Raw genomic sequence first — 12,754 nt, forward strand, 5'->3', positions numbered from 1 at the left:
TTAGTTGGCGTTGGCGCCCTTGGCGCGCAGAGCCTCAATTGAAATCTGTTCCATATTGCGAAGTTCGCTGATGCTTGTTTCAACCGCGTGAAGCTGTTCTTCCAGCAAGGTGATGCGGCCGCGCACCTTCTTCAAGAGATGCTGCATCTGCTTCACATTGGAATGATCAGCATCATAGAGATCGAGGAATTCCTTGATCTCACGCAGCGAGAAACCCATGCGCTTGCCGCGCAGGATCAAAATCATCCGCACCCGGTCGCGGCGCGTATAGGCGCGCGTGTTGCCGAGACGCTGCGGCATCAGGAGGCCCTTGTCTTCATAGAAACGCAGCGTGCGCGGCGTGATACCGAGATCGCGCGCCAGCTCGGTGACCGAATAGAGCTTGTCGGGCGTGTGGTCTTTTTCCTGGGCTTCGATCTGCATGGTCATGCGGCTGCCTTGGCCTTCTCTTCTTCGAGAAGCGCCTTCTTCGACAGTTTGCCCACTGCGGTCTTGGGCAGTTCCGTGCGGAATTCGATGACATGCGGCATTTCGAGTTTCGACAAATGCTCGGCCAGATGTGTTTTCAATTCATCTGACGTGCAGGACGTGCCGTCCTTCAGCTTCACGAAGGCCTTGGGCGCCTGGCCGCGATACGCATCGGCGATGCCGACCACCACGGCTTCCGCCACGCAAGGATGCGCGTAGAGCGCATCCTCGATCACGCGCGGATAGACATTGTAACCCGAGCAGATGATGAGATCCTTGATCCGGTCCACGATGTAACCGAAGCCATTTTCATCGAGGAAGCCCACGTCTCCGGTCCGCAGCGCGCCATCGATCATCACAGCTTTGGTTTCTTCCGGCTTGTTCCAATAGCCCTGCATCACTTGAGGGCCCCGCACGCAGACTTCACCTTTTTCGCCGGGTGGCATCAATTTGCGCGGATTTTCCAGCGACCGGATTTCAATGGCCGTGCCGGGCAGCGGCAGACCGATCGAACCATCAGGGAAAGGCTGGAAGAAAGGATTGCAAGTGGCAACGGGCGAGGATTCCGACAGGCCGAAACCTTCCACCAATTGGCAGCCGGTGATGCGTTCGAATTCGCTGCGCACTTCATGCGGCAAGGCCGCGCCACCGGAGACGCATTTGCGGATCGAATGGCAATCCAGCTTGCCGCCACGCTCTGCCACCGCACGATTGATGGCGATGTAAAGCGTGGGCACGCCGGGGAACATGGTGGGCTTTTTCTTCTCCATCATGTTCAGCACCTGCTTGATTTCAAAGCGGGGCAGCAGAATGAGTTCGGCGTGATTGGCAATGCCGACCAGCATCGCAACCGTCATGCCGAAGACGTGGAAGAACGGCAGCACGCAGAGCATCTTGTCTTCACGCTCATCGAGCTGGCCCATCCACTGCACCAGCTGCTCGACATTGGCGGAAACATTGGCATGGGTGAGAACAGCGCCCTTGGGCACGCCGGTGGTGCCGCCGGTATATTGCAGCACGGCGATTTCGGTTTCGGGGTTGATGGGCTTTGGGGCTTCGGTCTTGCCGGAGCTGATGAGCTTGTCGAAGGAGATTTGCCTATCGTCCTCGACGAACTTAATCTGTTCCTTGCGCTTCAAAAGCTTGAACAGCATGCCTTTGGCAGATGGCAGGATTTCATGCATCTTGCAGACAACGAGCTTCTTCAGCGGCGTCTTGCCAATGAGAGATGCGACCTTGGAATGCAGCTGGACCAGATCCATGGTGACCATGATCGAGGTTTCGCTGTCCTTGATCTGGTGGGCGAGTTCACGCTCCACATAAAGCGGGTTGTAATTCACGATGATGCCGCCCGCCTTCAGGATGGCGAAGTAGCACACGATATAATAGGGGCAGTTGGGCAGATGCAGGCCGACCTTGACGCCGGGGCCTACGCCGATAGAGCGAAAGCCGGCGGCGGCTTTATCCACCAGCGCGCCGAGTTCGGCATAGGTCCAGTGGCGGTCGAGGAAATCAATCGCGCGCCTGCTACCTGCCGCGGCCACTGCTTCATCGAGGATGGCATAGACTGGCTTGACCGGAATGTGTTGCAGCTTGGGGGCTGCATTCTTTGCGGCGGGTTTGGCTGATTTCTTGACAGCGGCTTTTGCCATTCGTTTTTCCTCTGCAATCGGCGGCTTCTCGCCACTCTTGTTGTTTTGGATTTTGAATTTATGAGGCGATGGCCTTCACCAGTTTCATCGCCACGCCCATATCGCCTTGCACCTTGATGCGGCCCAGTGTGTAAGCCAGCATCGGGTCCATATCGCCATTGATCAGCTTCACCATGTTTTCGCGGCTCACCTTGATGGTGCAATCCGGTTCGATGCTGCCATCTTCGACGAGTGCGGCTTTGCCGTCGCGCGCGTCAATTGTGTAGCCCTCGTCATCGCCTATCGCGAAGCGCAGGACGGAATTCATCCGTGTGAGCTTCGGCAGGTTTTCCTGCAGGATTTCAAGTTCTGGAGTGTCGGCCATGATTTCCACCTAATCTAACCTATAAGTCCGTTAGTTAACGTATAGGTAAACTTGGGGCGCTGATTTGTCAAGATGGCCCCTTTGGGCTTCAACTTTGTGGGGAAGAGATTGTTCCGTTAAGCGGGCGTGAAGGCCTGACGGAAGGCGGCAAGGGCTGCTTCGGCATCGCCTGAAGCGTGAGCTTCCATGCAGACCGGGCCCTTATAGCCCATGGCCACGAGGGCACGGGCCACGCCGGTATAGTTGATCTCACCGGTGCCAGGCTCTTTACGGCCGGGCACATCGGCCACCTGGATTTCACCGATCCAGGGCTGGCACTTCCGGCACCATTCGATCAGGTTCCCCTCGCCGATCTGCACGTGATAGAGATCGAGGTTCAGTCTCACGCGCGGGTGGTTGACAGCGGAGACCAGCGCCAATGTGTCTTCGATGGTGGCGAAGGGCACGCCAGGGTGATCGACCGGCAGATTGAGGTTTTCCAGCATGAAGGTGACGTCATGCTTGTCGGCCAGATCAGCGATGCGGCGCAGCGTGTCTTCAGCTTTCAGCCACATGGCACCGGTGACGGTTTCAACCGGAGTAACGGGGAGGCCGCGATCACCGAGGCCGGTGCCATGCAGATTGAGTCGCGCCACATTGAGGCGCTTGCCGATTTTGATCGCTTCAACAGCCGTATGCAGCAGGTCGTCCGCACCTTCAGCGTCAGAAAGCCGGCCAGTGATGTAACCCGTCATCGAGGAGAATTTCGCGCCGGATTTTTCGAGCTGGGCCACATCGTGATTGCCCCAGTTCCAGATGCCGCATTCATAACCCAGCTCCGTGAGACACTGGAGGCGCCAGAGCATCGGCTTGTCCGGCCAAAGCATTTCAGCGCAGGCAGACAGGGTAAATGGGCTGGGTAAAGGCATGATAACGTCCTGAAGGGTTTGAACCGGTTTAGCAGGCCGGATATATCCGATGAAGCTGAAACTGAAAGTGTGACTTCGACATGCCGGATTATCTGCTTTCGATTGACCAGGGCACCACCTCCACCCGCGCGCTGGTGTTTGATGCCAAGCTGCAAGTGAAGGCTTCGGCACAGAAGGAATTCAAGCAGTTCTTCCCAGCGTCGGGCTGGGTCGAGCATGACGCCGATGAAATCTGGGCTTCGGTGCTTTCCACCTGCAAAAGCGTGATCAAAAAATTCAAGGCGGCCAGCATCAAGGCCATCGGCATTACCAACCAGCGTGAAACCGTGGTGATGTGGGACCGCAAGACGGGAAAACCGCTGCACAAAGCCATCGTCTGGCAGGACCGGCGCACGGCGGAATTTTGCGAGAGGCTGAAGGCGGCGGGCCACGAGAAGATGGTGAGCGCGAAAACAGGCCTGCTGCTGGACCCGTATTTCTCCGGCACCAAGCTGGCCTGGCTGCTGGACAATGTGAAAGGCGCACGGGCACGCGCTGAAGCGGGCGAGCTTTGTTTTGGCACGATTGACAGCTTCCTCATCTGGCGGCTGACGAGCGGCAAGGTTCACGCCACTGATGCCACCAATGCGTCGCGCACTTTGCTGTTCAACATTCATACGGGAAAATGGGATGCTGAATTGCTGGCACTGCTCAAGATTCCGCGCGGCATTTTGCCGGAAGTGAAAAACTGCGCCGATGATTTCGGTAAGACTGACAAGAAATTGTTCGGGGCTGAAATCAAAATCGGCGGCGTGGCTGGGGACCAGCACGCGGCCTTGATCGGGCAGGCGTGTTTCACGCCGGGGATGGTGAAATCCACCTATGGCACCGGCTGCTTTGCGATGTTGAATACCGGTGCTGAAGCCGTGCCCTCGCACAACCGGCTGCTCACCACCATCGCCTATCAGCTCGATGGCGAGAAGACTTATGCTCTCGAAGGGTCGATCTTCATTGCGGGCGCTGCGGTGCAGTGGCTGCGTGATGGTTTGCAGCTGATCAAGAGTGCTGGGGAAACAGGCGCACTGGCGCAGGCGGCTGACCCGGCGCAGCAGGTTTATCTGGTGCCGGCCTTCGTGGGGCTGGGGGCGCCCTATTGGAAGCCGGATATTCGCGGTGCGATTTTCGGACTCACGCGTGGCACGACGAAAAAGGAAATGGCAAAGGCGGCTTTGGAATCCGTGTGCTTCCAGACCTTCGATCTGCTGGACGCGATGAAGAAGGATTGGCCCGGCCTGCAGAACACCGTGCTGCGAGTGGATGGCGGGATGACGGCCTCCGACTGGACGATGCAGGCCCTGGCGGACATTCTCGGCGCCCCGGTGGACAGGCCGCGCGTACTGGAAACGACAGCTTTGGGCGCTGCCTATCTCGCCGGGCTTTCAGCCGGTCTGGTGCCGAAGCCTTCCAGCTTTGCCAAGCAGTGGAAATCCGATCGGCGCTTCAAGGCGAAGATGAAGCCTGCCATGCGGGATGCGAAAATCCGTGGCTGGCAGATATGCATCAAGAGTTTGCTGAGTGCCGAGGCTTAGCGTTTCGGCGCGCAGCGTGCCGTGTTGTCGGCTTTCATGGCCGCATTACGCCGTGAGGGGCTGAAATCGGCCCGCACATGGCGGAGCCAGAGCTGGGCATAATTCAGCGGATTCTGCCGGTTGAAAATGCCCGGCGCACCACGCCGCAGACCAGGCAAATTCACCCAGGCCACATTGGGGAATGTGTGATGTTCGTTATGGTAGCCGGTATTGAACAGGATCAGGTTCTGCGCGCGGTAATCCGAGAAGGTGGGCGCTGCGTCATTGTCGCCTTCATGTTCGCTGAGCGACTGGCCGAGATTGGAGATGCCCATCTTGCCGAGAAAGATCGACAGCGACCAATTGTGATAGAGCCAGCCCAGAAAACCAAAGGCCCAGAACAGAAACACATTCAGCACGATGGTGGTCAGGACAAAGGCGAGGCGCAGGTTCTTCGGCACCTGGCGCGCGCGGATGTTGCGCGCATGATCCTTTGCTCCGCGGCCTGACTGGCCTTCATAGAGACGAGGCAAAACATAATCGCCCAAAAGAAATCCGAATGGCAGCAGGCCGAACAGCAAGGTGACGCCAGTAAGCAGGTTTTGCATGCGCGGATTTTCACTACGGATTTTCTGACGCGCGCCAAATGCGCAGACATCCTCGTGCTCATAGTCACGTTCATAGTCGCCCAGATGCGCGTGATGGCTGGTGACGTGTTCAAACTGATAGGTGAGCTGCTTGCCGAAGGAGCCCAGCAGAAGTTCCAGCGCCAGATCAAACACCAGCTTCGGCCTGTCGCGGTGGAAGACCAAGCGGTGCGCCGTTTCATGCAGAAGGGCACCTCCGGAATGGATGATGAATTGCCCTACGCAAAAGGCGGCGAGAAAGCAGATCAGCAGATTGGTTTGGCCTACGACCCAAGCAACTGACCAATGCAAAGCCAGCAACACGGGCAAAGCCAATGCAGTTGGCGCAAAGGCGCCGGGCAAGGCGCTCAAGCGCGGGTTTTCACGCAAAGCCGCCTTGCGCATATGATTATGCGTTGAGGCCTGTGCAGAAATCCTTGCCGGTGCTGGGGAATTCATTGTCACGATGCGATTTTGTAACGTGCTGCATGGGCCGCAGCAAGCGCCGATCTCCGGCTCACACGCAATTTTAACCAGTCTGAGCCACACTGGCCGATAGTAAACTGGGGTAAGTGATGCGTAAATTTGTTCTGGCCGTGAGTTTGGCCACGAGTGCGGCAGCGGTTTCCGGCTGCAGTACCAATCCCTTTACCGGCGAAAGCCAAATGTCAGATACGGTGATCGGCGCAGGCGCCGGGGCGGCCGTGGGTGCAGGTGCGGGCGCGGCAGTGGGTTCAATCACCCATGCGGATGTGGCCACTTCGGCCTTGATCGGTGCAGGCGTTGGCGCCGTGGCAGGTGCCGGGACCGGCATGTATATGGATAACCAGCAGGCCAAGAAGCGCGAGCAGATGCAGGCCACCGGTGTTTCGGTGACGCGATCCGGCAGCACGGTGGCGCTGAACCTCGACAGGGATGTGACCTTTGCCAGCGGGCAATCGGCCTTGAGCCCGGCTGATGCCAAGACACTGGATTCGGTGGCCATGGTGCTGAAGAAATATCCCAAGACCAAGCTTGATGTGATTGGCTATGCCGATCCGTTTGAAGGCTCCAGCCTGTCCAAGCAGCGCGCCGAAGCGGTGGTGGCTTATCTTACAACCAAAGGCATTGCGCCGAAGCGCCTGATGGCCGTTGGCACATCAAGCATGATGGCGACTGCGAGCCGCAGGGTTGAGCTGAATCTGCAGCCGCTGGGCTAGAACGAATCCGGCATCGAGCCGCTCAGGGCTCCAATCGACAAGATAATTCCCAATCCCAGAATCATCGCGCCGCCGCACAGGCGGAGTGCGATGTTGAGGCGTTGCATCCATGCGTCGTTGCGTGACGCCATGCGGTTGGCGAGCTTCTTGGAATAGACGGCGATGGAGGCAATCGCGGCCACCGTGGCAAATGTGCCCAGCGCCATGACAAAAGTGGCGGCAATGCCGGCCCAATAGATGCCGAGCGCATTGGCGAACAACAGAACCAGAAGGGCTCCGGTGCAAGGCCGCACACCCACCGCGAAAGACAGCGACAGCGCACGCTTCCATGACCAGTCACTCGTCACATCCTTCGGTGAAGGCGCATGGGCGTGACCGCAATCGCAATCGGCTCCGTCAATGTGGCTGTGCACATGACTGGCCGGCAGCGGATTGACGATTTCAAAATGATGCGTTTGCGCCACTGCTGCTGCGCCGACTGACACGGGCTTGCGGCTCACGCGCGGCAGGAGGGCGAGAAGGCCCGTCCACAACAAATAAGCACCCATGATGGCGATGAGGCCATAGCTCAGGCTTTCGAGATAGCCCGCCATGTTCTTGGCCGCTGAAGTGGCACCCTCCAGCAACAACAGCGCGCCTGACACCACGATGATCGCCACCAGCGCCTGCACGATGGCGCTCATGAAGGCAACCAAGATGCCGCGGCGCAATTGTGTTTCGGTGGCCAGCAGCCAGCCGGAAATCACCGTCTTGCCATGGCCGGGGCCTGCCGCATGGAACACGCCGTAACCCAGGCTGAGCCAGAGCAGGAACCAGGCCGCCTGGTGGCTGCCGCCTTGCTTCATATCCTTCATGGCTTTCGACATGCCGCCATAGAAATTCTGTTGCTGGTCCCTGATCCACAAAACCGGATCTTCAAAGAAAGGCGTGACCTTGATCGTGCCATCGGCATTTTTCGGTGGCACCATCAGGCGCCTGCGATTCAGGGGCTGTGAATCCTGTTGTTGGGTCACCGCCGGCTGATCCTGAGGCTGCACCTGTGCAAATCCGGGTGCGGCCCAGAGGCCGGCCAGCATGCACAGGCAAAAAAGCAGATGTCTCATGGCGTACATTTCACCTCGGCAGCTTGCGCGAAGAGCGATCCGAAATCCTCACCATTTTCAGGCTTCCAGCTCTTGTCTTTGGTGGCCAGCATGTCCTTGGTCTGCTGCAGGCCAGCGTCACCCACGATGGGCAAGAGTTCGGCGGTGCAGCCCGGCGGAATGGCCTTGGAGATCAGCAGAGGCTTGTCGTCGATATATTCGAAATCGATGTAGAATTCCGGGTCATAGACCTTAAGGTCGATGATGCCTTTGCGCGGGTCCAGCGACGTTTCCAGCGGCACGGTGAAATACAGGGTCAATTGCTTTTCCGTTGTATCATAGGTCTGCGCGCCCTCTACGGGGGCGCCGATCTTCTGTGGCGCACCATTGAAGCGGAAGAAAATGAAATAGCCGTAATCCTTCAGTGCATCGAGATTCTCGTCGGTGAGCTTCTTCATGTCTTCAGCACTGTAAGTGCCATCGGCCAGAGGGGTAAATCCATCAAGCGCATCCAGCGCATAGGCCTTGTCGGTGGTCCATTGCACCCGCACGCCAGTGACCATGCCGTCATCGGAAATCAGCAATTGCGAGCGCATATCAGCCCAGACATGGGGGTGTGCTGCGGCGGGCAATGCCTGCAACAGCACGAAGCCTAGAAGCAGCACGACGCGCTTCAGCACTTTGGCAAATCACTCATGGAAGCCCCAATTTGGACGGCGCAGTCATCACCGTCAAATGAGGTAAAATCAAGGTTCGGGACATTAAGAAGGGTGCGTGACCGGGCGCAAAACCGGCGTCCACTTTTGCTGGTCACGCACTAGGCCGGCCCGCTCATGGCGGCCACCAGCAGCTTCACATTATGGCGGAAGAATTCGAGGTAGCTGCCGCCGCCCTCGTCCTGCGACAGGGCATCGGCGAAAAGCTTGCCGCCGGGGTTGACGCCAGTTTCGCGGCCGATCTGTTCGATCAGGCGTGGGTCTGACATGTTCTCGAAAAATAATGCCGTGGCGTGCTGCGCCTTGATCTGGGTGATCAGCTTGGCCACGTCACCCGCTGCGGCTTCGCTCTCGGTGGAGAAGCCTTCCGGCGCTTCGAATTTCACCCCGTAAGCGGCACCGAAATAGCCGAAGGCATCATGGGTGGTGATGACGAGGCGCTTTTGCACTTCCACCTTGGCGATGGCGGCTTTGACTTCGGTATCCAGTGCCGTGATTTCGGCCGAATAGGCATCGGCATTCTGCTTGAAGGTGCCGCAATCGGTGGGGTCTGCCGCGCACAAGCCGAGCTCGATGTTGCGCACATAGATCAGTCCGTTGGCGAGATTCTGCCAGGCATGCGGGTCGGTGATTTCCTTTCCGTCATCTTCCATCTGGCGCGAGGCCACGCCGGCGCTGACAGTGACCACCTGGCCCTTGAAGCCGGAGGAATCCACAAAGCGGGTCATCCAGCCTTCAAAGCCCAGACCATTGACGAACAGCACTTGCGATTTGGAGATCAGCTGCACATCGGCGGGCTTCGGCTCGTAAACATGCGTATCGGCGTCGGGGCCGACAATGGTTGACACATCGACGAGATCACCGCCGACGCGCTTCACCATGTCACCCAGAATCGAGAAGCTGGCGGTGACGTGGAGCTTGGCATCGGCAATGGCGGGGGCCGCCAAGGCTGCGAGAGACAGGCCGATGAGAATGAGCTTTTTCATGATCTAGGCTCTCTTGTGATGATGCGGCTTGGCCTGCCCTGCCAGCACGCCCTTGGGCGCAAAGAGCAGCGAGGCGATGTAGATCAGCCCGGCAACGAGGATGACCGAAGGGCCGGTGGCCAGATTGAAATGATAGGAGGCGAGCAAGCCGACATAGCTCGACACGACGCCGATGGTGGCGGCGAGCAGGCACATGGGTTCCAGCCGGTGCACCCAGAAGCGGGCGGAGACGGCGGGCACGATGATCAGGCCCACGGCGAGAAGCGTACCCAGCGCCTGAAAGCCGGCAACGAGGTTGAGTGCGACGAGTCCGAGGAACGCGAAATGCGCGTAGCCACCGGATTTGCTCACTGAGCGCAAGAAAGAAGGATCGAGGCATTCAAGGAACAGCGCGCGCCAGATCACCGCCAGCACCAGCATGGTGACGGTGGCGACAGCACCGATCAGTGCCATGGCCTGATCATTCAGCGCCAGCACGCTGCCGAAGAGAATGTGGACAAGATCCACGCTGGTGCCCTTCACCGAGATGAGCAGCACGCCGAAGGCCAGTGACATTAAGTAGAAAGCCGCGAGGCTGGCATCTTCACGCAAGAGCGTGAGGCGCGAGACGGCGCCGGCGAGGAAGGCCACGATCAGGCCCGCGATGAGACCGCCGAACGTCATCGGCAGGATTTGCAATCCGAACAGCAGGAAGCACACGGCCATGCCGGGCAGGATGGCATGCGACATGCCATCGGCGGCGAGGCTCATCCGGCGCAGAACGAGGAACACGCCCACCGGGCCTGCGCTGAGCGAGAGCACCACGCTGCCTGCCAATGCGCGGCGCATGAAATCGAAATCCACAAACGGCGCGATCAAAAGATCGTAGAGGATCATGCGGCGCACTCTTCGGCATTGTCATCCCAGGCTTCGGTCATGGTGCGGGCCTGGAGAAGATTCGCGGGAGCGATCACACTTCTTGTATCACCCCAAGCCACCGGTTCACGCGCCATCAGCAAGGTTTCAGGGAAATGCGCCTTGATCAGTTCGAAATCATGCAGCACAGCCAGCACGGTGCGCTTTTCGTTGTGCCACCGCGCGATGAGCTTCAGGAGATCAGCAGTTGTTTTGCCGTCAATGGCAGTGAAGGGTTCATCGAGCAGAATGAGCTTCGCGTCCTGTAGCAATACGCGGGCGAAGAGCGCGCGTTGGAATTGGCCGCCGGAAAGCGTTCCGATGTCGCGGCGTTCGAAACCGCGCAGGCCGACATGTTCCAGCGCGTGATGTACATCGTGGCGGTCAGCGTTAGTGAGTGCTGCGAAATTGCCACGGCGGTGCCAGAGGCCGGATTGTACGAGATCACCCACTGTTGCAGGGAAGCTGCGGTCAATGTCATGGGCCTGGGGCAGATAGGCAATGTCGCGCGCCGCGCAGCCGCTGCGGGTGATGTGGCCGCCGAGCGGGGAGAGAATGCCGGCGAGGCCCTTCATTAAGGTGGATTTGCCGGAGCCATTGGGGCCGGCAATCGCCGTCAGCGAACCTGAGGCGAAGGTGCCCTTCAAATGGTGGACGGCGGGGTGGCCGTCATAACCGAGCGTGACATCGTCGAGCGTGATGGAGGCCATGTTACCTCCAGGCCAGAAAGAGAATGGCCCAGATCAGGGCCACGGCGATGGCGGCGGTGCCGAGGCGCGCACCGATACTCAATTGCCAGAAATTGATTTGCCGCATGATCAAGCGCCCTTCTGCAGGCACTTCTGGCATTTGCCAGAAATCTCGACATTGGTGGCTTCAATGACAAAGCCAGGCGGGCGGTGGCGCGCGGCGCGTTCAAGGCTGCCCGCATCAAATTCCGAAACCGTGCCGCAGCCGGTGCAAACCAGAAAGCCAGGTGGTGTTCCATCATGCGCGCAACGGCAGGGCACGAAGGCGTTGAGCGAAGCCACCTTGTGCACTTCGCCCTGTTTCATCAGGCGCTCCAGCGCACGGTAGACCTGCACGGGCGCCTTGAATTTTGCAGCCGGGCCGTGCGCCTGAAGTTGGTGCATCAGGTCATAGGCCGAGAGTGGCTTCTTTGATGAGGTGAGAACCTTGCTCACTTCCAGATCGCTCTTGCGGGTATTGTCTGCGTTCATGATCGGCACTCATATGTTATAACATAACATTGGTCAACCCCCGGATTTGTGACAAATCGGCAAGGCCATGCCTATTCCTTCGCAGTGCAACACGCGCTATGGCTCGTGGCGAAACAAATCAGGACTGACTGAACGATGGTTACAAGCACCGGCAAAAAGGCGTTGGTCACAGGGGCGGCGGGATTTCTCGGCTCGCATCTGGTGGACAAGCTGCTGGGCGATGGCTGGCAGGTGACCGGGCTGGACAATCTGCAGACCGGCGCGATGCAGAACCTGGCTCACCTTTCCGGCAATGCCAAGTTCAACTTCATCAAGCATGATGTGACTGAACCTGCCGAGATTGAAACCGATATGATTTTCAACCTGGCTTGCCCCGCTTCGCCTCCGGCCTATCAGGCTGATCCGATCCGCACGCTGAAGACTTCCGTTCTCGGTGCAATGCATTTTCTCGAACTGGCCGCGCGACAGAAGGCAATTTTCGTGCAGGCTTCGACCAGCGAAGTTTATGGCGACCCCTTGGTGCATCCGCAGCGCGAAGATTATTGGGGCCATGTGAACCCGATCGGCATCCGCTCTTGCTATGATGAAGGCAAGCGCGCGGCGGAGACGCTGTGCTTTGACTATCGCCGCAAGGAAAATGTCGATGTGAAGGTGGCGCGCATCTTCAATACCTATGGCCCGCGCATGGACCCCAATGACGGGCGGGTGGTGTCCAATTTCATCGTGCAGGCGCTGAAAGGTGAACCGATCACCGTTTATGGCGATGGGCTGCAGACGCGCTCGTTCTGTTTTGTGGATGACCTGATTGGCGCCATCCATGGCTTGAGCAAGTTGCCGCCGGGTGAAGCGGGCCCAGTGAATATCGGCAATCCGGGCGAGTTCACCATGCTGGAACTGGCCGAGCAGGTGCTGGCGCTTACTGGCTCAAAATCCAGGCTCATCTACAACCCGCTGCCGCAGGATGACCCGAAGCAGCGCAAACCCGATATCAGCCGCGCGCAGGCACTGATGGGCTGGGAGCCGAAGGTTGGGCTGCATGAAGGTCTGCAGAAGACGATTGCCTATTTCAGCCAGCGGCTGAAGGCGGCCTGA

At 58.6% G+C, this 12,754-nt stretch carries 14 protein-coding genes; 3 read left to right on the top strand and 11 right to left on the bottom strand.

All coding sequences use genetic code 11. From position 1 onward, the window contains the following. The 4 genes from F8B91_RS09640 to F8B91_RS09655 form a co-directional block, all read right to left on the bottom strand. On the bottom strand, window positions 1–429 hold the full coding sequence (locus F8B91_RS09640; protein ID WP_246715006.1) for a MerR family transcriptional regulator: 429 nt from the start codon (window positions 427–429) through the stop codon (window positions 1–3). Further along, complete coding sequence (locus F8B91_RS09645; RefSeq protein WP_196503491.1) at window positions 426–2,120, bottom strand: long-chain-fatty-acid--CoA ligase; 1,695 nt, start codon at window positions 2,118–2,120, stop codon at window positions 426–428. The genes F8B91_RS09640 and F8B91_RS09645 overlap by 4 nt, the downstream gene beginning before the upstream one ends. Before the next feature lie 58 nt (window positions 2,121–2,178). After that, entirely contained in the window at window positions 2,179–2,484 is a 306-nt protein-coding gene (locus F8B91_RS09650) for an SCP2 sterol-binding domain-containing protein (protein WP_196503492.1), read from the bottom strand. 116 nt (window positions 2,485–2,600) lie between these two features. Next, on the bottom strand, window positions 2,601–3,329 hold the full coding sequence (locus F8B91_RS09655) for a TIM barrel protein (RefSeq protein WP_432432033.1): 729 nt from the start codon (window positions 3,327–3,329) through the stop codon (window positions 2,601–2,603). Window positions 3,330–3,472: 143 nt separating this feature from the next. On the opposite strand from F8B91_RS09655, the gene glpK reads away from it, so the two are divergent. Further along, a complete protein-coding gene (gene glpK / locus F8B91_RS09660) occupies window positions 3,473–4,960 on the top strand; it encodes a glycerol kinase GlpK (RefSeq protein ID WP_196503494.1) in 1,488 nt (495 codons plus the stop codon). Here glpK and F8B91_RS09665 read toward each other — a convergent pair. After that, the gene (locus F8B91_RS09665) at window positions 4,957–6,024 is read right to left on the bottom strand and encodes a fatty acid desaturase (protein ID WP_246715197.1); all 1,068 of its coding nucleotides are present in this window, start codon (window positions 6,022–6,024) and stop codon (window positions 4,957–4,959) included. The two genes, glpK and F8B91_RS09665, sit on opposite strands and share 4 nt — an antisense overlap. 116 nt (window positions 6,025–6,140) lie before the next feature. Between F8B91_RS09665 and F8B91_RS09670 the strand changes: the two genes are divergently transcribed. Beyond that, on the top strand, window positions 6,141–6,764 hold the full coding sequence (locus F8B91_RS09670) for an OmpA family protein (protein ID WP_196503496.1): 624 nt from the start codon (window positions 6,141–6,143) through the stop codon (window positions 6,762–6,764). On the opposite strand, the gene F8B91_RS09675 is transcribed toward F8B91_RS09670, so the two are convergent. The 6 genes from F8B91_RS09675 to F8B91_RS09700 form a co-directional block, all read right to left on the bottom strand. Beyond that, entirely contained in the window at window positions 6,761–7,867 is a 1,107-nt protein-coding gene (locus tag F8B91_RS09675) for a nickel/cobalt transporter (RefSeq protein WP_196503497.1), read from the bottom strand. The genes F8B91_RS09670 and F8B91_RS09675 overlap by 4 nt on opposite strands. After that, window positions 7,864–8,526, bottom strand: a complete 663-nt coding sequence (locus F8B91_RS09680; protein ID WP_196503498.1) for a DUF1007 family protein — start codon at window positions 8,524–8,526, stop codon at window positions 7,864–7,866. The genes F8B91_RS09675 and F8B91_RS09680 overlap by 4 nt, the downstream gene beginning before the upstream one ends. Window positions 8,527–8,663: 137 nt before the next feature. Further along, window positions 8,664–9,548 carry a metal ABC transporter solute-binding protein, Zn/Mn family gene (locus F8B91_RS09685; RefSeq protein ID WP_196503499.1) on the bottom strand — a complete coding sequence of 295 codons (885 nt, stop codon included), beginning with the start codon at window positions 9,546–9,548 and terminating at the stop codon, window positions 8,664–8,666. A gap of 3 nt (window positions 9,549–9,551) precedes the next feature. Next, window positions 9,552–10,424, bottom strand: a complete 873-nt coding sequence (locus F8B91_RS09690; protein WP_196503500.1) for a metal ABC transporter permease — start codon at window positions 10,422–10,424, stop codon at window positions 9,552–9,554. Continuing rightward, the gene (gene aztA / locus F8B91_RS09695) at window positions 10,421–11,152 is read right to left on the bottom strand and encodes a zinc ABC transporter ATP-binding protein AztA (RefSeq protein WP_196503501.1); all 732 of its coding nucleotides are present in this window, start codon (window positions 11,150–11,152) and stop codon (window positions 10,421–10,423) included. Before aztA ends, F8B91_RS09690 begins: the two co-directional genes overlap by 4 nt. A gap of 108 nt (window positions 11,153–11,260) precedes the next feature. Further along, window positions 11,261–11,662 (bottom strand): Fur family transcriptional regulator, encoded by a 402-nt coding sequence (locus F8B91_RS09700; RefSeq protein ID WP_196503502.1) that lies wholly within the window; start codon window positions 11,660–11,662, stop codon window positions 11,261–11,263. A 135-nt stretch (window positions 11,663–11,797) separates the two neighbouring features. Here F8B91_RS09700 and F8B91_RS09705 point away from each other — a divergent pair, with 135 nt between their 5' ends. Beyond that, window positions 11,798–12,754, top strand: a complete 957-nt coding sequence (locus tag F8B91_RS09705) for a UDP-glucuronic acid decarboxylase family protein (protein WP_196503503.1) — start codon at window positions 11,798–11,800, stop codon at window positions 12,752–12,754.

Source organism: Aestuariivirga litoralis (assembly GCF_015714715.1).
GTDB lineage: Bacteria > Pseudomonadota > Alphaproteobacteria > Rhizobiales > Aestuariivirgaceae > Aestuariivirga > Aestuariivirga litoralis_A.